Here is a 23,356-nt window from a genome sequence, read left to right on the forward strand (position 1 = left end):
ATTACGCCTCCGACTTAGCTTCGCGTCCAACTAAAGCACTTGATTTGGCTGCGTTGACCGCATGTTGAGTGGCTTGTTTTACTTTTTGAGCCGACTCGCGAACTGTTGCTTTTTTGGTTCCTGATTTAATCAGACCAATACCGGTGATCAGTAATACTAATCCACCTATTTTCATTGGTGATAAGGTTTCGTCAAACCACATAACGCTGAAGGTAGTAATAAACAAAATACCGATACCTTCCCAAAGTGCGTAAGCAACACCTAATGCGACTTTTTTTACCGCAATCGCGAGAAGAATGTAAGAAGTGGCTATCATCACGTACATGACCACCATACCAGTGAAATCGCCGCTCACACTGGCGTGTTTCATTGATAAGGTACCAATAACTTCAGTTACGATAGCTAATATTAAAAATATCCAATAAATCATTATAATATCTCTCTATATACAGCCGCGTCACAGCCTGTTTTTTGTACAGATCATGCGAACAGAAAGCGTTAACGCAGTTGTTGAAAATTCAAATAAAAACAATACGATGCTGAGTTTATTCAGCGAAATGAATAATCGAGAGAGACGCTATAATGCACCACACCAGTAGTGTTCACTGGAAAGGATAGCTGAAAGGAAAAGCCTGTGTGTCGTTCTTTTTTGGGACTTGCTGATCTTGCCGCTAGTTGAGCTAAGCATGATATCTTATTCTTTTCATCAGGCGGACATCCACCCAATTTACTCCGAACCCTCATGTTGATAGTTGATTACAGCTTATTTTTAGCATGCCTTTTTTATTAAGTCAATGAATACAAACACCTTTTATATTGCATAAAAATATGCATACTTATTCATTAATATGCTAACTAACCCTAGAGCCATCAAGCTTCAACCGAATATCCAACCGCTATTTCGACATTTTCTTTTAGTGTTTTTTAATAAAAAAATTTATTTTTACCACTTTTTTGACTTTGCTAGCCCAATGCGTGCGCTGTTTGATCTTTCACATTGACAAGCTAAAGGAACAAGCTTCTTATAGTAACCATATGATTGAGTTACACCAAAGAGAGAGACATGAACACCTTCAGCCTAACCTCCAATAGCTTTCAAAATGCCGCAGACGCAACGCCACTCCCTTATGATGTCGTATCTATTCAATCCCAAGTGATTTATGGCAGTGTGGGAAACAGTATCGCCGTTCCTGCACTGACCAAGCAAGGTTTACGTGTTGCTGCAATTCCAACCGTCGTATTAAGTAATACCCCTCACTATCCAACCTGTTATGGCGGTGAATTACCGGGTGAATGGTTTCGTGGTTATTTAAACGGTTTTGTCGAACGCGGTAGCTTAGACTCCGTCAGATCAATTCTAACGGGTTATTTAGGTTCACCAGACAAAGCGCGGGATTTAGCAGATTGGCTGGCAAAAGTGCGTGAACAGCGCCCTACATTACCAGTCATTGTCGACCCAGTAATGGGGGATGAAGATAGCGGTTTTTATATTCCACCTGAAATTGCGGATGTCTATCGTGACAAAGTGATCCCATTAGCAACAGGTATTATCCCGAATAAATTCGAATTGATGACCTTAAGTGGGCAGCAGGTTAATGACTTAGACGAAGCGATTATTGCCGCTCGCAGCTTATTAAAAGGTCATACGCAATGGGTAATTATTACCAGTGCCTTCCAACCTGATGACGATAATATTGAAGTGGTCTGCGTGACAAAAAATGATGTCGCCGTGATCCGCCATAAACGTTACCCTGTCACGCCAAAGGGAACAGGTGATTTATTTGGGGCAGAACTGACTGCACAACTCCTTGCTGGCCTATCCGTCCCTGATGCTGCAAAAATGGCATGTTTACGTATCGAGCAAGGGATCATCCATATGGTGGCAACGGGTCGCAGTGAGTTAGTGCTTTAATTCATTTCCATACGCCATAAAAAAGCCAAACTCGAAGGTTTGGCTTTTATCAATAAATCGCGTTTAGTTATCGATTATTCAAACTCATTCCAAGAACGGCCATCGCGGGCAATCATTGCAACAGAGGCAATTGGCCCCCACGTACCTGCTTGGTATGGTTTTGGTGCTTCGTTGTCCATCGCCCATGCATCCATGATGGAATCAACAAATTTCCATGCTTCTTCGACTTCATCACGACGAACGAATAATGCTTGGATACCACGCATTGCTTCAAGCAGCAGGCGCTCATAGGCATCAGCCAAGTGAGTTTGGTTGAACGTTTCAGAGAAACTTAAGTCCAGCTTTGTGGTTTGTAAGCGGTGTTTATGATCAAGACCCGGCGCCTTGTTCATAATTTCGATATCAATCCCTTCATCTGGCTGCAAACGAATAGTCAGTTTGTTTTGTGGTAAATCTTGATAGCTTTCTGAGAAAATATTCAGCGCAGGTTTTTTAAAGTAAACAACTACTTCTGAACATTTTGCTGGTAGGCGTTTACCTGTACGTAAATAGAAAGGTACGCCCGCCCAACGCCAATCGTCGATATCCACACGTAGTGCAACGAATGACTCCGTCATGCTCTGCTTGTTAGCGCCCTCTTCTTCAAGATAACCTGGTACTTTTTTACCTTGAACAAAACCTGCCGTATATTGCCCACGAACCGCTTTTTCACGTACATTTGTATGGTCAATACGACGTAATGAACGTAGTACTTTCACTTTTTCATCACGAATACGGTCAGTGGTTAAATCCGCAGGCGGGGACATGGCAATCATTGTTAGGATTTGCAGTAAGTGGTTTTGGATCATGTCACGCATTTGACCAGCTTGGTCAAAATAACCCCAACGACCTTCAATCCCAACTTCTTCTGCAACAGTAATTTGCACGTGGTCGATAGTGCGGTTATCCCAGTTATTGATAAATAACGAGTTTGCAAAACGCAGCGCTAATAGGTTTAAAACTGTCTCTTTACCCAGGTAGTGGTCAATACGGTAAACTTGGCTTTCGTCAAAGTATTTTGCCACTTCGTTATTGATTTCTTGGGAAGATTCCAAATCAGTGCCTAATGGTTTTTCCATCACCACACGGTTTGGTTTTTTATTTAATTTTGCGTGACCAAGACCTTGGCACATTGCACCAAATGTACTTGGTGGCATAGCAAAGTAATGAATAGCAGGATGTGAGTCTTGCTTTAGCATATCCGCTAAACGCACAAAACTGTCTGTTTCGTTAACGTCTAAATTACAGAAATCTAAGCGGGCACTGAGTTTTTCCCACAATGCTGAATCGAGTTCTTCTTTTAAGAATTTGTCTAACGCTTCTTTAACGAATTCGACATAATCAGCTTGTGTCCAATCTGCACGGCCTACACCGATGATTCGGGTATCAGGGTGGATGTAACCCGCCTTTTCCAACTGATATAAAGAAGGAAGCAGCTTACGACGAGCGAGGTCTCCCTTGGTACCGAAAATAATTAAGTCACAAGCTTGAGCAGCATTATGTACCGCCATATTGGTTCTCCTCAATTTGCGGAATCTAAGACCTAACTAGGATAGGCCCTATTGTAATTTTGTTAAAATTAGCCCTAATTCCGCTAATGTACCCTGTTGCTGGTGTTCAGTAAATCTTCATGATACTGATCACAGTTTTTATGCTGAAAAAAGCAGCATATCATTGTTCTTAACTGTCATTATACACTTTATGCCATCCTACCCTTAAATCTTGCTCAAAAACTGAAAGGAGCCAGCTTTAGTAATAAAATAACAAAAAAAGTGCTCAACTTACTGAGGTGAAAATTAGATACGCTTCAAAGTTTCATAAAAAAGCTGCCATTGATCACCCGCATTCAGATAGCCTACTTACCCTACATAGTATATTTTCACTCTAAGTGATTGCCTCACGACAGCAAGCTATAATCAAACATAACATAGCGTGATGGCAGAAAAATTTCTCCTTTTGATGAAATAGGCGCTTTGCTATATGAATATTTTAGAACAAATGAAAACCAGCCTCGATTTTTTAAGTAAATCGGAGAAAAAAGTGGCTGAAGTGATTTTAGGGATGCCACAGCGCGCTATTCATCTCAGTATTGCGGCTCTTGCACAATTAGCTGATGTCAGTGAACCTACCGTTAACCGATTTTGCCGTAAAATGGAAACTAAAGGCTTTCCAGACTTCAAACTTCGCCTTGCCCAAAACCTCGCTAATGGCACGCCCTACGTTAATCGACATATAGAAGAAACGGATACAGTAAACACCTACACGCACAAAATTTTTGAGTCTGCAATGGCGGGCCTTGACCATGTGAAGCATACCCTCGATATCAGCGCGGTTAACCGTGCTGTCGACTTGCTCACTCAAGCTCGAAAAATTAGTTTCTTTGGCTTTGGCGCATCCGCTGCCGTGGCTCACGATGCGATGAATAAGTTCTTTCGTTTTAATATTCCTGTCATGTATTTTGATGATATTGTCATGCAACGCATGAGCTGTATGAATAGTACTGAAGGGGATGTGATTGTGTTAATTTCTCACACAGGAAGAACCAAAGCCCTTGTCGAGATGGCTCAATTGGCACGGCAAAATGATGCGACAGTCATTGCTATCACCTCAGAGAATGCCCCTCTAGCACAAGCCGCTTCGTTATCTATCATTATTGATGTCCCTGAAGATACAGATATGTACATGCCAATGGTTTCTCGAATGGCACAACTTGCCGTTATAGATGTCTTAACAACTGGGTTTACGTTAAGAAGAGGTGAAAAATTTAGAGATAACTTGAAGCGCGTCAAAGAAGCCTTGCGTGATTCGCGGTTTGATAACGTCTAAAGCTAAAACTGGCAGGATAAAGTGTCTTTCTATGTTTATCGGGCTTTAATAGTTTTACAGACCTGATAGCATTAAGAAATTCGCAGTATATAATAGCTGTGTTCGTGTCAGCATCCCTATTTGCAGTAAACAGGTTTCGAAATGGGGTGAAATGGTTTCACCCTTTTATCAACGCCATTACAGGTCAACGGAGTCATACATGTCTAGACGGCTTAGAAGAACTAAAATTGTTACAACCCTTGGTCCAGCTACCGATCGTGATAATAACCTCGAAAAAATCATCAATGCAGGTGCCAACGTTGTTCGCCTTAACTTCTCCCACGGAACTCCAGAAGACCATCAATTACGCGCTAACAAAGTGCGTGAAATCGCCGCTCGTTTAGGCCGCCATGTTGCGATCCTCGGTGATTTACAAGGTCCAAAGATCCGTGTTTCTACGTTTAAAGACGGTAAAGTTTTCTTAAATATCGGTGATAAATTCATTCTTGATGCCAACTTAGGTAAAGGTGAAGGTAACCAGCAAAAAGTCGGTATTGACTATAAAGGGTTACCCGCTGACGTTGTTCCTGGCGATATCCTGCTGCTCGATGACGGGCGCGTTCAATTGAAAGTCCGTGAAGTACAAGGTTTGCAAGTCTTTACTGAAGTGACTGTGGGTGGCCAATTATCAAATAACAAAGGTATCAATAAATTAGGCGGTGGCCTTTCCGCTGAAGCGTTAACAGACAAAGACAAAGAAGACATTATAACTGCTGCTAAAATTAACGTCGATTACTTAGCGGTCTCCTTCCCACGCTCTGGCGAAGATTTAGATTACGCACGTCGTTTAGCTCGCGATGCAGGTTGTGAATGCCAAATTGTTGCGAAAGTTGAGCGCGCAGAAGCCGTGGCAAACGACCAAGTGATGGATGAAGTCATCATGGCATCTGACGTTGTAATGGTAGCGCGTGGTGACTTAGGTGTAGAAATTGGTGACCCAGAACTTGTTGCTGTTCAGAAAAAACTGATCCGCCGTTCACGTCAATTAAACCGCGTGGTTATCACTGCAACCCAAATGATGGAATCGATGATAACTAACCCAATGCCAACCCGTGCAGAAGTCATGGACGTGGCAAATGCGGTGTTAGATGGTACCGATGCGGTGATGTTATCTGCAGAAACTGCCGCAGGGCAATACCCAGCAGAAACCGTTGCCGCGATGGCACAAGTTTGTTTTGGTGCAGAAAAAATGCCAGGCTTAAACGTGTCTAAACACCGTTTAGATGCTGAATTTAGTAGCCCAGAAGAAGCCATTGCGATGTCAACGATGTACGCTGCTAACCACCTGAAAGGCGTCAAAGCGATTATTGCGATGACTGAATCAGGCCGTACAGCACGTATGATGTCCCGCATCAGTTCTGGTTTGCCTATTTTTGCTATGTCGCGCCATGAAAAAACACTGAACCAATGTTCACTGTATCGTGGTGTTACCCCTGTATTTTGTAGCACACACACTGATGGCATCGAGGCTGCGGCGGAAGCTGTTACCCGTTTACGTGATAACGGCTATTTAATGAGTGGTGATATTGTCCTCGTGACCCAAGGTGACTTAATGGGTACAGTCGGAAGCACTAACACTTGTCGTATCTTAGAAGTCGAATAATCTTCCCACCCCGCTCAACCGAGCGGGGTTCTTTTGCCTATCTCCTTTTTTAATTTCCTTTTTCGACCTTAAGTCATAATGAAACCATAACATTGTGCCAAAATTCGATATATTAAATCTTATATAACGCTAGTTTGATCGGTATCATCAACCCCTCTCGTTCTTTTCGCTGTAATGGCGACAATATTTACTTATTAAAATAATAAAGGAAACATAGCAATGCACCGTCATTCTTCATTGGCGCTACTCCTCTTCTCCCCTTTTTCATTGGCTTCTTTAAGTAATGTCTCAGATGTCATCGTGGTAAACTCCACGATGCCAAACCAACAGGCCATGACATCCACATCTCTTTCTATCAGTAAAGAAATGATGGAAGTACAAGGCAGCTTGAACCTAGCAGATGTTTTACAAAACACCCCTGGAATTCAACTACGTTACGGTGGACAAGGTGTCCCACAACTTGATATTCGGGGATATAAGTCTCGCCACATCACATTTTTAGTCAATGGCGTTCCTCAAAATAATGCATGGAATAGCCAATTTGACCCACAACTGATCCCAGTAGAACAAATTGAACGCGTCGATATCATCAAAGGAGGTTCAGGTTCACTGTTATATGGTGCAGGCGGTTTTGGTGGTGTGATCAATGTGATTACTCATGGGCAATATACCCCAAAAACACGCGTTTCTTTGGGGGCGGGTAATGGTGAACATTATAATTTAAGTGGTAGCACTTCAGGTATAACCGATTCACTTGGATACACCGCGAGTTATGTTTTCGATAGTCGTAATGGATTCCCTATGTCTAGTCATTTTGACCCCTTAAACCACCAAGGCAAAGGATTACGAGAAAATAGCGATAGTAAAAGCCATGCAATATCGACCTCGTTAAATTGGCAAGCGACTGAACTCACTCAACTTGGGCTTAATATCGATTTTCATCGAGATAATTGGGGTGTACCCGATAAATTAAATCGAGGTGGAAACGGCAGCGGAAATGGCGGCGGAAATGGCAGCGGAAATAACGTTGTTCATAACGCCTTAGTACCAACCAACAATAATACTAAACAAAATAATAAATATCAGCGTGTTAACCCTTCTGAGCACTACAATATTCAAACTACATTTGATACACAATTAACCGATACAAATACATTGCGTGGATATACATGGTACTCACGTGAAACCCGAGATATCCATTATAAACATTATGCTTTCCCTGGTGATCAGCGTACTGTTAGTCAAAGCTATGGTGGTAACCTGCAATGGGTTTATTCACAAGAAAATTATACAGTCACTAATGGATTGCGTATTTTCCAAGACAACTGGCGTTGCACCGGCGAATGCGGGACTGAAAACCAACATCGCACAATTGACCAGCAAGAATGGGTAGTGGAGTATCAATATCATCCCGTAAAAACCTATGGAATTGCGGTTGGTGGAGGTGGTTACCACAATAATCCCGCTCACAGTGTTGATTATGCTGGGCAAATTTCTGCCTTTTGGTACCCGACTGAAGATACATGCTTATATAGTTCTGCATCTCATCGTATTCGTTATCCTGATCTGCGCCAGTTATATGAAACTGAGTTTGGTAACTCATCCTTAAAACCGGAAACTTCTAACTATTATGAGATTGGTTTAGAGCAACTCATTTTGACGGATCTACAACTGCATTTAAGCCTATATTCCAGCGATATTTATGATTATATCGAGAAAGCAACGACTGACTCTGGTGAACGTTATGAAAACTTTGATCACTACCGCTTTCAAGGTATCGAAACAGACTTGAGCTACTTTATCACCGACGGTATTGATGTAACTGTGGGCTATTCTTGGTTAAAAGCCAAAAATAAGGGAAATGACAATTCAAAATCTGCTTTGCAAGGCCGCCCAAAACACAGTGTAGCCATTGGATTAAACGCAGATTTGCCTCTCGATATGCATGCCTCTATCCAAGCGCAATCATTTTGGGATAGCGTGCAATATCAAGGTAAAACGCAAACACCCGTTAAATTAGATAATTATCAATTAGTGGATTTCAGCTTGTCTGGCATTTCACCATGGAAACCTGTCACTTGGCAATTTACGGTCAAAAACCTTTTCGATAAAGACTACGAGCAAGCACTGAACTTCCCTCGTCCAGGCAGAGAATGGTTCTTCCAAGTAAAAACTGAATTTTGATGGAAATACATATGTTAAGACAAACTAGACGTTCATTATTATTGCTAGCAATGCTTATATTTTTAACTCCATTGCAAAGCATTGCGCAGCCTACACAAGAAAAAATTGTGCGAGTGGCCGTTATTGGAGGCATGGTTTACGCTGATTTATGGCGCGAAATTGCTCAGCGTTTTGAGGAAAAAACAGGTTATGAAGTTCAAGTGGTCATATCAGGAGAGCGCCCTGAACTTAAAGAAGCAATTGAGCTTGGCAATGTTGATTTACTGACTATGCACTCAGGTGATATTACCACAGATCTCGTTGCTGATGGCCATGGTGTCAACATGCGTCCATGGACACGCAACGACCTTGTTATTTGGGGGCCAAGTTCTGATCCTGCGGGTATTCGAGGCATGACAGATGGCGCTGCAGCTTTAGCAAAAATTGCCAATACTCAGTCACCTTGGATCGATTTTCAAGGAATCGGCCCTCGTGAAATGGCACATAACTTATGGCGAAAAGCGGGCGTAAAACCTGTTGGCGATTGGGTGCTAAAGGATGATTTACGCGGTGGGCCAGATTTTCTGCAGCAGGTCGCTGACCGAAATGCTTACATTATTACTGGGCGAATGCCAGTCTATGTTGGAAAGTGGAAAGCTAACGATAAAATGGCTATTCTTGTTGACCAGGATCCGACTATGCGCCGACCGTATATTGTTATGGAAACCAATCCCATTCGTCACCCGAACGTCAATTATCAAGGGGCTAAAGCACTTGCCGATTTTTTATTAAGTCAAGAAATTCAAGTTTTTTTAGCTAGTTACGATGGCGTAGTCAATGATGGCAGGCCATTATTTTATCCCGTTTGGCCTTATGCTGGCATAGACAAGTAGTTACATAAAAGGCAGCGGTTATTCGCTGCCTTTATCATATACCTGTCTTCAAGACTTCGCTTGTTTCCATTTTGCATAAGCATCGCTGATCACCGCAGCGATTTTATCGTAATTTTCCCAATTATTTTCGACATGATATGTAGTGGGGAGCGTACTTTGCAAAATGCGCTCATAATCATCGAAATACCCACCTTCTTCCGCCGCATAATAGAATTCAGTGAATTCGTTACCTTCATCGTTTAAATCTTCACTGATAAATTTTTCATCACACATAGAAATTAAAAATTCGCGGCCATCCAATTTACGCGCTTTAACCAACGCAATTTCATCCTCTGACTCTTCAAGGTGAAACTCGCCCACTAAATCATTTTGAATGATCCACGTAAGGTAAAAACCGATGTGTGTTCCACCATTTTCAGTTGGAAGTCCTTCTGGATAATCACCACCATAGTGCCAATCCATGCGATCAATTGCCATTGCCTTTCACACCTTCATTATTATTTATCAACAAGGATTACTATACAGGGTTAAATTCATTTAATAGATAGGAAATTCGGAGATAACGTGACAGATTTTCGTTATTTGGAATAGAAGACCACCACGTAGAGTGGTGGTTAGCGTACGTCTATTTTACACAATTATCGATACAGGTCCTTACGTTGATAAGGCTCTATTTCCCCTTCTTTACGGGTTTTCAATAACTTTAAGATCCAGGTATATTGTTCAATATTGGGTGAAACAAGGTATTCAAGCTCTTCATTCATCCTACGTGCGATATATTCATCATCTTTCCCATCGATATCATCCATTGGCTCACGGATATAAATGTGTAATTGATGCGTTTTATGATCATACACAGGAAACAAAGGTACGATTTTAGCTTTGCATACTTTCATTAAGCGGCCAATAGCGGGAAGCGTTGCTTTGTATGTGCCAAAAAAATCAACAAACTCACTGTGTTCCTCACCATGATCTTGATCAGGAAGATAAAATCCCCAGTAACCTTGTCTGACAGATGCGATAAATGGCTTAATTCCCGCTTCTCGCGAATGGAGACGGCCACCGAAATGATAACGCGCTTTGTTCCAAAGATAATCAGCAACAGGGTTCTTTTGATGATGAAACATTGCAGCCATTTGCTGGCCTCTTGCTGCTAATAACATGGCAGGAGCATCCACCGCCCAGCCATGTGGCACCATAAAAATCACATTACTTTGTTGCTCTTTTAACCGTTGGATGATTTCTTCATTATGCCAATGTGTACGTGCTAGTGTTTTATCGGCTCCACGAAGGCACAGCTCCGCAAGCATAACAAAAGACTGTGGTGCTGTTTCAAACATGCGGTCAAGTAAATCTTCCCTTTGTTCCTCTGAATATTCAGGAAAGCAATAAAGTAAATTGATTTTTGCACGGCGACGGGCACTTTTCGCTATCCGTCCAACCCACTTACCTATTTTAGCCAGCATCGGGTCACGAACTTTAACTGGAGTATAAGCAAGCCCTGCTAATACAGCAGCTCCCAACCAAACGCCCCAATATTTTGGCAATAAATAAGAACGGTGAAACGTTGGCACATAGCCTTTTTTACTGTCAGTGTCTTTATCTTTATTCATACTACGCTCAAGTGAATAATGGCTATATTTTTTATAGCTTAAAATAATGATTTATGGAAGCATTTCAAAAAAAACTGGCAGATACAAGTACCTGCCAGTTATGAAGAAGAACAATGTATTACAGCTTTAGTTGAGGTTTTGTTTCTTTAACTAACGCTAAGTATTCTTTGCGCTCTTTACCTGTTAACCCACCTGAACTTGGTAGTTTCGCAGTTAAAGGGTTAACCGCTTGTTGATTCACCCACATTTCAAAATGCAAGTGCGGCCCAGTCGAACGCCCTGTATTGCCTGACAATGCGATGCGGTCACCGCGTTTGACCTTTTGACCTGGTTTAACAAGTAATTGACGTAAATGCATATATCGAGTCGTATATTGTCGACCATGACGAATAGCAATAAAGTTACCCGCAGCACCACTGTATTTCGATACAATCACTTCGCCATCACCAACAGCTAAAACTGGCGTGCCAACAGGCATTGCAAAGTCCACGCCTTTATGTGGTGCAACACGACCTGTTACTGGGTTAACACGACGAGGATTAAATTGGGAAGAAACTCTAAATTGTTTAGATGTTGGGAAACGCAAGAAACCACGTTCTAAGCCATTTCCTTCGCTATCGTAGTATTTGCCATCTTCAGCACGGAATGCAAAATAACTTTTGCCATTAGTTTGCAAACGTACGCCAACAAGTTGACTTTGCTCACTGCGGCCATTAAGCATTTCACGGCTCATTAATACACTGAATTTATCGCCTTTTTTCAGTTTACGAAAATCAACTTGCCATTGCAGCGCCTTGATAACCTCACGGCCTTCATTACGTGTTAAACCCGCCTTACTCGTGCTTTGTGCAAAAGAACCGTCAACGGTGCCTTTTAAGACACTGTTAGTCCATTCACCTGTACGAATCTGCTTAACTTCTTCAAACTTATTAGTTTCACCGACACGGTTAAACACCCGTGTTTCGCGGCGATTCACTTCCCATGTTAACGACTCTAATTCACCTTGCTCTGTCAAAGACCAATTCAGTGTTTGACCAATCTTTAGGTTTCTGAGTGATTTATGTTGATTCGAAAGTGTTGCAACATCCCCAGCTTCAATACCAAACTGAGTTAAAATTGTCGTTAAGTTATCACCACTTGCAACAACATATTCATGGGCTAGCGGAGCCGTCTCTCCCCCTGCACCGTCTGCATCTGCGTCTACATCTGTATCGGCAAGGCCTTCATCGGGTAGCTGCTCGCTACTATCTTGAATAATATCGTCAGTTGCATCAGTGGAGGGTAATAAAGCTAAAGGAATGATGGTATCAGGCGTACCATCATATTCAGAAGTGGTTGGAACATGTACTGGCCGCCAAATTGCGACGGCCATGGTAGCGACTGTGAGCGTACTTAATACAATTTTGTGAGTTCTAGACAGGCTACCATATACCTGAGCCAGACCTTTGGCCATTTGCTGCACTTAAACAATTCCTTCTATTTTTAATTCAGGCAGCTGGCGTATTGTTCTGACAATTGTGTCAAAAACTTCATGTAGCTATCTGGTCCAAGTGCCAGCCCAATTCCGAGTGGGTCGAGAGTTCCCATTTTGACTCCCGTATTACGTGCTACACTTTCAATCACAGCAGGCCTGAATTGTGGCTCAGCAAAAACACATTGTGCTTTGTGCTCAACCAATTGAGTTCGTATTTGATGTAATTTCTGCGCACCAGGCTGTATTTCTGGGTTTATCGTAAAATGCCCTAAAGGGGCGAGCTGATAGTGTTTTTCAAAGTAGCCATAAGCGTCGTGAAAAACAAAATAACCCTTGTTTTTAGCTGGCTGTAAAATATTAGCAATTTCCTGATCATTTTGCGTCATATTTTCTCTGAATTTACGAAGGTTTACGTCTAGCTTATCTTTTTTCTCAGGATAAAGCGCTACTAAACGATCGTGAATGTCCTGTGCAGCGAAATTTGCTATCTCTGGGGATAACCAGATGTGCATATTATACTCACCATGGTGATGATGTTCGTGATCCTTATCATGATTAGCTTCATCAGTGTGTTCGTGGCCATGTTCATCTTCATGAGATTCAGCCATAAGTAGTGATTTGATATTTGCTTGTTCCGCTAGTGCCAGACGTTTATTCTGAGGTAACGTGTTGATAGGCTTCTGTAAAAACATTTCCATATCAGGCCCAACCCACACAAATAAGTCTGCTTGTTTAATTTTTTTCAAATCAGAAGGTTTTAATGCGTAATCATGGGGTGATGAGCCGTCTGGCAGTAAAACTTGCGTCTCTGTCACGCCATCAGCAATACCAGATGCAATAAAAGCCAGTGGGCGAATTGATGTGACGACATCTGCATTAGCTGTTGATGCCATTGTTGCGCTTAATACGGAGGTTGCCACCGCCCCGAAAAGAAATTTGCGGGCAATGTGTTTCGATTTATGTATCATAGCAGTCTTTTTCCGTGATTTTAATTTTGAAATGTTATAATATAACACAACATGATTTCTGCAAGATGTTTTTCATATGCAACCATTACTGACTTTAAATAAAATTTCTGTTTCATTTGGTGATAAACAGGTTCTCAAAGATGTCTCCTTTGAACTTAATAAAGGCGATATCGTAACGCTTTTAGGCCCAAATGGTGCGGGAAAATCAACCATAGTACGTGTTGTTCTGGGGCTTCTTCCCCCGACATCAGGTTCTATTAAACGAGCCTCGATACTTGCTATTGGTTATGTTCCTCAAAAACTGCATTTAGATACCACGCTCCCCCTAACGGTGAAGCGTTTTATGCTACTTAAACTGGGTGTTCGCCAAGAACATTTATTACCTGCACTTGAGCGTGTTAATGCAACCCACCTTCTAAACCAACCGATGCAAAAATTATCGGGTGGTGAAACACAGCGTGTCTTATTAGCACGTGCGTTGCTCAATAAACCAGATCTTTTAGTGCTTGATGAACCAGCACAAGGTGTTGATATTACAGGCCAAGTTGCACTATATGATTTAATTAACCAATTAAGATCAGAGCTTGGTTGCGCTGTGCTTATGGTTTCCCACGACTTGCATTTAGTGATGGCAAAAACAGATAAGGTGCTTTGTATTAATGGCCATATCTGCTGTTCTGGCGCACCAGACGTCGTATCCAATCACCCTGAATTTGTTGCTATGTTCGGTTACCGTGGTGCACAACAACTTGGGGTCTATCGCCATCAACATAACCACCAGCATGATTTAGAAGGTAATATTATTAACGGCCACCAACACAGCAAGGACTGCAAGCATGATTGAGTTATTATTACCTGGCTGGATAGCAGGCATGTTACTTGCGATCGCCGCGGGGCCTTTAGGCTCTTTCGTTGTTTGGCGCCGCATGTCCTATTTTGGCGATACTTTAGCGCATGCGTCTTTATTAGGCGTTGCCTTTGGGTTATTACTGAATATCAACCCTTTCTATGCCGTTATTGCTGTTACACTTTTACTTGCCTTAATCTTAGTTTGGCTCGAAAAACGCCCACAACTCGCTGTTGATACATTACTTGGAATTATGGCACATAGCTCACTATCACTTGGTCTAGTGGTTGTCAGCTTAATGGCAAATGTCCGTGTTGACCTGATGGCATATTTGTTTGGCGACTTACTTTCCGTTAGCTATGAAGATATTATCACGATATTTATTGGCGTGATTATCGTTTGCGGGTTGCTTTTTTATCGTTGGCGGGCGCTTTTATCTATTACCGTTAGCCCTGAGCTTGCTTTTGTTGATGGCATCAATATTCAACGCCTGCGTTTATTACTGATGTTAGTGACTGCATTAACCATTGGTATTGCCATGAAATTTGTGGGTGCGCTGATTATTACTTCGCTATTGATTATTCCAGCTGCTACCGCTCGCCGTTTTGCCCGTACACCAGAGCAAATGGCTTTTATCGCAGTATTGTTTGGCATGATATCTGTCACGGGCGGGTTAGCATTTTCTGCATTTTATGATACCCCCGCAGGCCCATCTGTTGTTTTAGTTTCTGCTGTTCTGTTTGTACTCAGCTTAACAGTTAAAGCAAAAAATTAATTGATAACCCTAAAATTTATCTCACGCCGTTGTTTGTTTTGAACAACGGCATTTTTATTTATATTAAATTAATTAATATAAATAGCTTTTCCTTTGCTCATCTTTCATACTCAAAACTAATAATTCAAATTACAGGATAGTAAGATGAAGCAAGCCCTCACGCTTTTAGTCTCTCTCGGATTATTTTCAGCATCGGCAAGCGCAATAGAATATTCATGCCAATTAGAAAATAACAAATTAGTTAGCGTTGTTGTAGAAAAAGGTAAAACGCCCGTCTATCGCTATGGAACATTAGGTAAAACTGAAATCACCCTACCCGCTAATGCCAAAGGTAAAGAAAATATTTTTGTCGGGCAAGGAATGTTTATAGGCGGTGCAAGCTCTGTCTATATTCGTTTCCAAAATGGTGACTATAATTATGTATTGTATGATGGGGAAGGCAAAGGTTGGTATTATCAGGGCGTTATCGTTTATAAAGGTGATAAAATTATCAGTAAAAAAGCGTGCAAATCGCAAGCAAACTTGAATCTCTACAGTATATTGGATTTTGGCATACCAGAAGACAGCAATGATATCGATATTGATTTTACGACTGACCCAAACTCCCGATAGTCGCCAAATCTTGCACTAAACATTTAAGCTCCCCCACCTTTAATCGGTGGGGTTACCAACTAAGCCTCTTTTGGTGTTAAACCAAAATGGTTATAAGCATGCGCTGTTGCCATTCGCCCTCGAGGGGTACGCTGAATAAAACCTTGTTGGATTAAATAAGGTTCTAAAACATCTTCAATAGTTTCACGTTCTTCGCCAATGGCAGCGGCTAAGTTATCAACACCAACAGGCCCACCCATAAATTTATCGATAATCGCAACAAGTAATTTACGGTCTAGATAATCAAAGCCAGCAGCATCGACATTGAGCATATCCAACGCTTGATTTGCAATTAGCCCATCAATTGAACCATCACCTTTAACTTGAGCAAAATCGCGTACACGCCGTAATAGACGATTTGTGATCCGTGGTGTACCACGAGAACGCATTGCGACTTGCATCGCCCCTTCTTCCGTAATATCAAGCCCCATATATTGGGCACTGCGCTTGACAATATATTGCAAATCCGCAACTTGGTAAAACTCGAGTCGCTGTACTATCCCGAATCTATCACGCAATGGCGATGTCAGCGAACCTGCTCGTGTTGTAGCACCAATTAAGGTAAATGGAGGGAGGTCAATTTTGATAGAACGTGCAGCAGGCCCTTCACCAATCATAATATCTAATTGATAGTCTTCCATTGCGGGATACAGTATTTCTTCAACAACGGGTGAGAGGCGGTGAATTTCATCAATAAAGAGCACATCGTGTGGCTCTAAGTTGGTTAGCATCGCAGCTAAATCACCCGCTTTTTCCAGCACTGGCCCTGACGTTGTCCGTAAATTTACACCTAATTCATTGGCAACAATCCCAGCTAACGTGGTTTTACCCAACCCTGGAGGGCCAAAAATCAACAGATGGTCGAGAGCATCACCCCGCATTTTAGCTGCTTGAATAAAAATCTCCATTTGATCTTTTACCTGCGGCTGCCCAATATATTCACTAAGCAGTTTCGGCCTGATCGCACGATCAATGGCTTCTTCATCCGACTGCAAAACTTCAGCGGTAATTAGGCGATCTGCTTCAATCATCTCAATGGCCTCTTAATCAGAGTGCTGCACGTAAGGCATCACGGATCAATGTTTCCGAATCACTGCCTGGTTTCGCGACTTTGCTCACCATACGGCTAGCTTCTTGTGGCTTGTAGCCCAATGCAATTAATGCAGCCGCCGCTTCTGCTTCAATATCAGCAGTGCTAGGCACTTTGCTATTAACATCTGGTAAGTTGATATCGCTAGTTTGATTGAATAAGTCACCATTCAACCCTTTGAAACGGTCTTTCATTTCAACAACTAAGCGCTCAGCTGTCTTTTTGCCGATCCCAGGTAATTTAACCAATGAGGCAATTGCTTCTTGTTCGATAGCAGAGACAAATTGTTGAGCAGACATACCAGACAAAATGGCTAATGCAAGCTTTGGCCCAACACCATTAACTTTAATTAATTCTTTAAACAGCGCTCTTTCTTGCTTATCGTTAAAACCATACAGTAATTGGGCATCTTCGCGTACAACAAAATGTGTGAAAACAATGGCTTCTTGGCCAATATCAGGTAATTCATAGAAACACGTCATAGGCATATGGACTTCATAACCTACGCCTTGCAGTTCTAATAAAACTATTGGTGGTTGCTTTTCTAATACGATGCCACGTAAACGACCAATCACATTGAATTCCTCTATTATGGCCTAAGCCGAAATCTGTTTAGTCAAACGTTATTAATAGTGCTGTTTATACCACAAAAAAGGCTGGATGCATATCCAGTTGCAAGCTATTTGTTTTCACACCCTACGCTTTCGGACAAACTTTTACCTTAGCCGCCCACGCGTTAAGACCAAACGTGGATCACCCACTTTTAATAAGTTCTGATTGAAGTGGCAATGAGTAATCGCAATCGCCAATGCATCCGCAGCGTCTGACTGCGGGTTAGCGGATAGTTTAAGAATTGATTTAACCATATGTTGTACTTGGCTTTTTTCAGCCGCTCCAGTGCCAACAACCGTTTGTTTCACTTGGCGAGCCGCATATTCAAATACAGGAATACTTAAATTTGCTGCTGCGACAATCGCCACCCCGCGAGCTTGGCCTAATTTGAGCGCTGAATCTGGGTTTTTTGCCATAAAAACTTGTTCGATTGAAAGAACATCTGGCTGGTATTGGGTGATAATTTCCGAGACACCCGCATAAATGCGTTGCAGACGACTTGGTAAATCATCAACTTGTGTGCGAATACAGCCACTGCCTAGATACAGTAGTTGTCTGCCTTGTTGGCGAATGACGCCATAACCGGTGACGCGAGAACCGGGGTCAATTCCTAATATAATTGCCATAAAGAATCGATTTATGCCTCTTAATATTTATTGCTCGTTATTCATAATATTACTTAGCAGCATAATACTATCTATTTCAATTAAATAGCTATTTGATTCTTCGTGTTAAGCAAAGGATATACAAAAAGTATAGAAGAAGAAAAAACAAAGGCGTTAGAGAAAACAGGCTGCGTCAGCCCGCTTTCTCTACGCGGAGGGACTAGATTACAGATGTAAAATAGTACGCCACTAATTATAGTGTCGCTGCAACTTCGTCAGAAATATCACCGTTATGGTAAACTTCTTGAACGTCGTCAGAGTCCTCTAACATGTCGATAAGGCGCATTAATTTTGGAGCTGTTTCTGCGTCAAGTTCTGCGGTAATCGATGGGATCATCGAAACTTCAGCCGCTTCGCTAGTAAAACCAGCAGCGTCTAATGCATCTTTAACGGTACCAAACGTTTCAAACGTGGTGTAAACATCAATTGCACCATCGTCATAAGTTTCAACGTCATCAGCGCCCGCTTCAAGCGCTGCTTCCATCAATGCATCTTCGTCCACACCCGGTGCATAAGTAATAACACCACGTTTGGTGAATAAATAAGATACTGAACCATCAGTGCCTAAGTTACCGCCTGTTTTAGTGAACGCATGGCGAACCTCAGATACGGTACGGTTACGGTTGTCACTTAAGCACTCAACCATAACAGCGGTACCGCCAGGGCCATAACCTTCATAAATGATGGTTTCCATATTATCATTTTCATCATTCCCCACACCGCGTGCAATTGCACGGTTTAAGGTGTCGCGAGTCATGTTATTTGATAATGCTTTGTCCACTGCGGCACGTAAACGTGGGTTAGTGCCTGTATCACCACCGCCTAAACGTGCAGCGGTGACGAGCTCACGAATAATTTTTGTGAAAATCTTACCGCGCTTAGAATCTTGGGCTGCTTTACGGTGTTTGGTATTGGCCCATTTACTATGACCTGCCATGAAATATCTCCAAAAACGTCAATACAATAATTAATTAGCAAATTCTAAAATAGCCTGACTGTTACTCCATGATTTAGTGAGTTTCGCCGCTTCATTTGGGCTTAACCAACGAAATTCAGTATGTTCAGTCAGTAATGGCATGTGTTCTTCATCAAGCACCATTTTAAACCAATGCTCTTTGCAATGTGTTACATCAGGTGCATAACGATGCCTGAAATGCGGAAAAATTTCAAAGATGGTGCTATGGAACAGGTCCTGTATCTCGTTTTGTTCGACGTCAAAACCTGTCTCTTCTTTGATTTCACGACACGCAGTTTCATACGGTTTTTCGTTAGATTCCAGACTTCCGGTCACGGACTGCCAAAAGTCTGGGTCATCTTTACGCCGTAGCATAAGCACCCGGCCGCTTGTTTCAGCCACAATGATGACTAATACCGATTCAGGGCGCTTAAATACGGTCATTCGCCGTCTTACTCTTCGTCTTTCGCCACAACGGCAATCGCCAGCTCGGTTAATGAGTCTGGGTTTGCATGGCTTGGTGCATTGGTCATTAAGCATGCCGCAGCGGTTGTTTTCGGGAAAGCAATAACATCACGGATGTTATCTGTTCCAGTTAACAACATCACTAAACGGTCAAGGCCAAATGCTAAACCTGCATGTGGTGGTGTACCGTATTTCAGTGCATCTAATAAGAAGCCAAATTTCTCACGTTGGTCTTCTTCATTAATACCTAAAATGCTAAACACGGTTTGTTGCATTTCATTGCGGTGAATACGCACTGAGCCGCCACCTACTTCATAACCATTGATCACCATATCGTAAGCATTAGCAACCGCATCTTCAGGTTTGCTTGCCAGTTCTTCTGGTGAGAAATCTTTCGGTGATGTGAATGGATGGTGCATCGCTGTTAAGCCACCTTCTCCATCCTCTTCAAACATTGGGAAGTCGATAACCCACAGTGGCTGCCAACTATTTAAGTTTGTCAGTTCGAAATCACGACCCACTTTCAAGCGCAGTGCGCCCATAGAGTCGGTAACGACATTTTTCGCACCAGCGCCGAATAAAATGATGTCACCATCTGCTGCACCAGTACGGTCTAACAGTTGGTTAATCACATCTTCACTGAGGAATTTCGCCACTGGGCTTTGAATACCTTCTAACCCTTTAGCACGCTCGTTGACTTTCATCCACGCTAAGCCTTTAGCGCCATAGATACCCACAAATTGGCCATATTCGTCAATTTGTTTACGAGTCATTGCTGCGCCACCTGGCACTTTTAATGCTGCAATACGGCCTTTCGGGTCATTCGCAGGACCAGAGAATACTGCAAACTCGACATCTTTAACGATATCAGCAACATCCACCAGCTCCATTGGGTTACGAAGGTCTGGTTTATCTGAACCATAACGGCGCATGGCTTCTGCGAACGTCATAATTGGGAAGTCGCCTAAATCCACGTTTTTCACATCTAACCATAAGTTGCGGATCATGCGTTCCATGATTTCGCGCACTTGCTCTGCGGTCATAAATGAGGTTTCAACGTCGATTTGGGTAAATTCAGGTTGACGGTCAGCACGTAAATCTTCATCACGGAAGCATTTTACGATTTGATAATAACGGTCAAAGCCTGACATCATCAGTAACTGTTTAAACAGTTGTGGAGATTGTGGCAGCGCGTAAAATTTACCTTTATGAACACGACTTGGAACTAAATAGTCACGTGCGCCTTCAGGAGTTGCTTTGGTTAACATTGGCGTTTCAACGTCAACGAAACCTTCTGTGTCCATGAAATTACGAACAAAGCTGGTGATTTTCGCACGAGTGCGTAAGCGCTCAGACATCTCTGGGCGACGTAAATCTAAATAGCGGTATTTTAAGCGACGTTCTTCAGTATTCGTTTGGTTGCTATCAAGTGGCAACGGTTCTGATTTATTGAACACGTGAAGCTCTTGCGCAAAAATTTCAATTTCCCCAGTCGCCATATCTTTATTTTTCTGGCTATCTGGACGCGCGCGTACTGTCCCTGTGATTTGGATACAGAACTCATTACGCAGCTCTGACGCTTTTTCAAATATGTCTTTACGATCTGGATCGAAGAAAACCTGAACGATGCCTTCACGGTCGCGCATATCGATAAAAATCAAACCACCTAAGTCGCGACGGCGGTTTACCCATCCACAAAGAGTGACCTGTTGGCCTTCGTGAGCGATGTTTAACTGCCCACAATAATTAGTACGCATACAATATCCTTTTACTCAGCTGTTGTGCTTTTGCTTGCTGCGGGATTTTGGCATTTTGCTGAACCCTATTGGCTAAACACGGGCTGAAAATTCAGAATGTCAAAAAGGCAGACATTATACAGGAAATTCTGTTAGACAAATAGTTGCGAATACCGCTTATCGCCTAAACCATTTTGTTTTTAATCATATTTTCATCAATTTTACGATGGTTAATCAATTTCAATGAAATTATCACCCCTAAGTAGGGCAGATGAAGAATATGGTTAAGTTGATTTTAAGGGACTAAAGTCGCCATGTATATATTGCAACAGAGGTTTATTTCTATATTGACTTGTAGCTGTACAAAAAGAATACGAACCTTATGCCGTACGATATTCACCCTATTTTTTATTCTAAAAAACGTATTCATTTCGATGATTGGGTCGATTTAGGAATTGTTACCTTTTTCTGTTTGCTATAATCCCGTCAACTAGGTAATAAGCCTAATTAATCATCGTCTGCCGCTTAAGGATTGCACATGAAAAAACTGTTACTTGCTTCATCTATGCTGATGTTACTGGTTGGATGCCAAACCACGAAAACCACAGATATTGATAACAATAAAACATTTTATGTTGATTCTACACTCGCAGACTGTGTAGGTGTTGCCCCAATGAAATGTATGAAAATCAAAGAAAACCCGAATGATGACTGGCAGTTATTCTACAGTTCTATTCAAGGTTTTGAATATCAGCCAGGCTTTTCTTATATCTTACAAGTTAAACAATTTGATGTACCAAACCCACCGGCTGATGCGCCAAGCATCCGCTATGAACTTGTAAAGATTGTTGAAAAGAAATAAATTTTAATTATTGATAGTCATTAAGTGGGTCTATTACATGCTTAATGACTTTATTTTATGTCAACCAGATTGATTCAAATAACCATCGTAAATAACAAGAGTGGCGAAATTATGAGTGATAAAATTATTGATAAACTTGGGTTGATTGCTTTGTCTGAAAATAAAGTTGCCATGGTGCGCTCTCACAATAAAAGCTTGTTTTACATCCCAGGCGGAAAACGCGAGCAAGGTGAAAGCGATGAGCAAGCTTTATATCGCGAGACTGAAGAAGAATTAACGTTGCAATTAGATACTGCCACAATTCGTTTTTATGGTGAATTTTTGGGGCAAGCTGATGGAAAACAAGACGGGACGCAAGTGCGTATTCGTTGTTACTTTGCAAATTACCAAGGAGAACCACAGCCCGCTGCTGAAATTGCTGAGCTAGCGTGGTTTACCAGTGAAGATTTGCCGCGCTGCTCCACAACCGCCGCCGCTGTTCTATCCCAATTAAAACAAGATGGTTTAGTCAAATAACCCTAAGTTATTACTCAAAAAAGTTGTGAATTCATTTGTCGAACGGCATGTTAGGATTTACAATTTAGAAAATATCGTTAATACCCATTACTATAACTTATATTTTTAGGTGTTTTCATAATTTGATTCGTTTTATGGTGGAGTAAAAAATGGTCAGCTCTTTGTACGCTGTACTAGGTGCCTTACTGCTGCTTAGATTATCCTTAAATGTTGTGAAACTACGTAACCAGTACCGTATAGCCTATGGTGATGGCGGTTTTTATGAACTACAAACAGCAATCCGTGTTCATGGTAATGCCATTGAATACATTCCTATTTCCCTTATTTTATTGCTTTTAATGGAGATGAACGGTGCGCAAGTTTGGATGATCCACATTTGTGGCATAATTTTGATTGCTGGTCGACTACTTCATTCTTATGGTTTAAAAAATCATGATTATTCTTATCGCCGCTCGGGTATGGTTGCCACTTATCTTTCGATGGCATTAATGGTTATCGCCAATACTTATTACCTACCGTGGCTTCAAATCGTGTCATTCAATCTTTAACCGCTTTCTACGGCACAACTTAATGTGCCGCCTCATTATTTCATTCTCAATGGATTGATTTTCACTACGCCGCCTTTCTGGTACAATCCCCCACTACTTTTGTT

At 41.9% G+C, this 23,356-nt stretch carries 23 protein-coding genes; 11 read left to right on the top strand and 12 right to left on the bottom strand.

Features of this window, described 5'->3' with window-relative positions; genetic code table 11:
* Nucleotide 1 precedes the first annotated feature (1 nt).
* Entirely contained in the window at nt 2-430 is a 429-nt protein-coding gene (mdtJ, locus tag J6836_RS08120; RefSeq protein ID WP_219248349.1) for a multidrug/spermidine efflux SMR transporter subunit MdtJ, read from the bottom strand.
* 633 nt (nt 431-1,063) lie between these two features.
* Between mdtJ and pdxK the strand changes: the two genes are divergently transcribed.
* Nucleotides 1,064-1,912, top strand: a complete 849-nt coding sequence (gene pdxK, locus J6836_RS08125) for a pyridoxine/pyridoxal/pyridoxamine kinase (protein ID WP_219248351.1) — start codon at nt 1,064-1,066, stop codon at nt 1,910-1,912.
* 74 nt (nt 1,913-1,986) lie between these two features.
* Here the strand turns inward: pdxK and zwf are convergent, their stop codons facing one another.
* Nucleotides 1,987-3,462 carry a glucose-6-phosphate dehydrogenase gene (gene zwf, locus J6836_RS08130; RefSeq protein ID WP_219248353.1) on the bottom strand — a complete coding sequence of 492 codons (1,476 nt, stop codon included), beginning with the start codon at nt 3,460-3,462 and terminating at the stop codon, nt 1,987-1,989.
* A 469-nt stretch (nt 3,463-3,931) separates the two neighbouring features.
* On the opposite strand from zwf, the gene J6836_RS08135 reads away from it, so the two are divergent.
* From J6836_RS08135 to J6836_RS08150, 4 genes are all read left to right on the top strand, one after another.
* On the top strand, nt 3,932-4,777 hold the full coding sequence (locus tag J6836_RS08135) for a MurR/RpiR family transcriptional regulator (protein WP_219248355.1): 846 nt from the start codon (nt 3,932-3,934) through the stop codon (nt 4,775-4,777).
* Nucleotides 4,778-4,976: 199 nt separating this feature from the next.
* Nucleotides 4,977-6,419 carry a pyruvate kinase gene (pyk, locus tag J6836_RS08140; protein WP_219248356.1) on the top strand — a complete coding sequence of 481 codons (1,443 nt, stop codon included), beginning with the start codon at nt 4,977-4,979 and terminating at the stop codon, nt 6,417-6,419.
* A 219-nt stretch (nt 6,420-6,638) separates the two neighbouring features.
* A complete protein-coding gene (locus tag J6836_RS08145) occupies nt 6,639-8,603 on the top strand; it encodes a TonB-dependent receptor (RefSeq protein WP_219248358.1) in 1,965 nt (654 codons plus the stop codon).
* 11 nt (nt 8,604-8,614) lie between these two features.
* Complete coding sequence (locus J6836_RS08150) at nt 8,615-9,475, top strand: substrate-binding domain-containing protein (RefSeq protein ID WP_219248360.1); 861 nt, start codon at nt 8,615-8,617, stop codon at nt 9,473-9,475.
* A gap of 48 nt (nt 9,476-9,523) precedes the next feature.
* Here J6836_RS08150 and J6836_RS08155 read toward each other — a convergent pair whose 3' ends face one another.
* The 4 genes from J6836_RS08155 to znuA form a co-directional block, all read right to left on the bottom strand.
* On the bottom strand, nt 9,524-9,952 hold the full coding sequence (locus J6836_RS08155; protein WP_219248362.1) for a DUF7832 domain-containing protein: 429 nt from the start codon (nt 9,950-9,952) through the stop codon (nt 9,524-9,526).
* A gap of 161 nt (nt 9,953-10,113) precedes the next feature.
* Nucleotides 10,114-11,088, bottom strand: a complete 975-nt coding sequence (gene lpxM, locus J6836_RS08160; RefSeq protein WP_219248364.1) for a lauroyl-Kdo(2)-lipid IV(A) myristoyltransferase — start codon at nt 11,086-11,088, stop codon at nt 10,114-10,116.
* A gap of 118 nt (nt 11,089-11,206) precedes the next feature.
* Nucleotides 11,207-12,541 (bottom strand): murein DD-endopeptidase MepM, encoded by a 1,335-nt coding sequence (gene mepM, locus J6836_RS08165; protein ID WP_219249445.1) that lies wholly within the window; start codon nt 12,539-12,541, stop codon nt 11,207-11,209.
* A gap of 29 nt (nt 12,542-12,570) precedes the next feature.
* Nucleotides 12,571-13,530, bottom strand: coding sequence for a zinc ABC transporter substrate-binding protein ZnuA (gene znuA, locus J6836_RS08170; RefSeq protein WP_219248366.1), 960 nt, complete (start codon nt 13,528-13,530; stop codon nt 12,571-12,573).
* Between the two features lie 76 nt (nt 13,531-13,606).
* Between znuA and znuC the strand changes: the two genes are divergently transcribed.
* From znuC to J6836_RS08185, 3 genes are all read left to right on the top strand, one after another.
* Complete coding sequence (znuC, locus tag J6836_RS08175) at nt 13,607-14,374, top strand: zinc ABC transporter ATP-binding protein ZnuC (protein ID WP_219248368.1); 768 nt, start codon at nt 13,607-13,609, stop codon at nt 14,372-14,374.
* On the top strand, nt 14,367-15,152 hold the full coding sequence (gene znuB / locus J6836_RS08180) for a zinc ABC transporter permease subunit ZnuB (RefSeq protein WP_219248370.1): 786 nt from the start codon (nt 14,367-14,369) through the stop codon (nt 15,150-15,152). The genes znuC and znuB overlap by 8 nt, the downstream gene beginning before the upstream one ends.
* Before the next feature lie 144 nt (nt 15,153-15,296).
* Nucleotides 15,297-15,764, top strand: a complete 468-nt coding sequence (locus tag J6836_RS08185) for a hypothetical protein (RefSeq protein WP_219248372.1) — start codon at nt 15,297-15,299, stop codon at nt 15,762-15,764.
* Nucleotides 15,765-15,823: 59 nt separating this feature from the next.
* Here J6836_RS08185 and ruvB read toward each other — a convergent pair whose 3' ends face one another.
* From ruvB to aspS, 6 genes are all read right to left on the bottom strand, one after another.
* On the bottom strand, nt 15,824-16,834 hold the full coding sequence (gene ruvB, locus J6836_RS08190; RefSeq protein WP_219248374.1) for a Holliday junction branch migration DNA helicase RuvB: 1,011 nt from the start codon (nt 16,832-16,834) through the stop codon (nt 15,824-15,826).
* Between the two features lie 16 nt (nt 16,835-16,850).
* On the bottom strand, nt 16,851-17,468 hold the full coding sequence (ruvA, locus tag J6836_RS08195) for a Holliday junction branch migration protein RuvA (protein ID WP_219248376.1): 618 nt from the start codon (nt 17,466-17,468) through the stop codon (nt 16,851-16,853).
* A 141-nt stretch (nt 17,469-17,609) separates the two neighbouring features.
* Entirely contained in the window at nt 17,610-18,131 is a 522-nt protein-coding gene (gene ruvC / locus J6836_RS08200) for a crossover junction endodeoxyribonuclease RuvC (RefSeq protein WP_206084169.1), read from the bottom strand.
* Nucleotides 18,132-18,363: 232 nt separating this feature from the next.
* Nucleotides 18,364-19,107: a YebC/PmpR family DNA-binding transcriptional regulator gene (locus J6836_RS08205; RefSeq protein ID WP_210835615.1), complete on the bottom strand. Its 744-nt coding sequence runs from the start codon at nt 19,105-19,107 to the stop codon at nt 18,364-18,366.
* A gap of 30 nt (nt 19,108-19,137) precedes the next feature.
* Entirely contained in the window at nt 19,138-19,569 is a 432-nt protein-coding gene (gene nudB / locus J6836_RS08210; RefSeq protein ID WP_219248378.1) for a dihydroneopterin triphosphate diphosphatase, read from the bottom strand.
* 8 nt (nt 19,570-19,577) lie between these two features.
* Nucleotides 19,578-21,347, bottom strand: coding sequence for an aspartate--tRNA ligase (gene aspS / locus J6836_RS08215; RefSeq protein ID WP_219248380.1), 1,770 nt, complete (start codon nt 21,345-21,347; stop codon nt 19,578-19,580).
* 517 nt (nt 21,348-21,864) lie between these two features.
* Here aspS and J6836_RS08220 point away from each other — a divergent pair.
* The 3 genes from J6836_RS08220 (at nt 21,865) to J6836_RS08230 (ending at nt 23,252) form a co-directional block, all read left to right on the top strand.
* Nucleotides 21,865-22,188 (top strand): DUF4377 domain-containing protein, encoded by a 324-nt coding sequence (locus tag J6836_RS08220; protein WP_219248382.1) that lies wholly within the window; start codon nt 21,865-21,867, stop codon nt 22,186-22,188.
* 111 nt (nt 22,189-22,299) lie between these two features.
* The gene (locus J6836_RS08225; protein ID WP_219248384.1) at nt 22,300-22,704 is read left to right on the top strand and encodes an NUDIX hydrolase; all 405 of its coding nucleotides are present in this window, start codon (nt 22,300-22,302) and stop codon (nt 22,702-22,704) included.
* Between the two features lie 149 nt (nt 22,705-22,853).
* Complete coding sequence (locus J6836_RS08230) at nt 22,854-23,252, top strand: MAPEG family protein (protein ID WP_219248386.1); 399 nt, start codon at nt 22,854-22,856, stop codon at nt 23,250-23,252.
* Nucleotides 23,253-23,356: the final 104 nt, after the last annotated feature.

This window comes from Providencia sp. R33, assembly GCF_019343475.1.
GTDB lineage: Bacteria > Pseudomonadota > Gammaproteobacteria > Enterobacterales > Enterobacteriaceae > Providencia.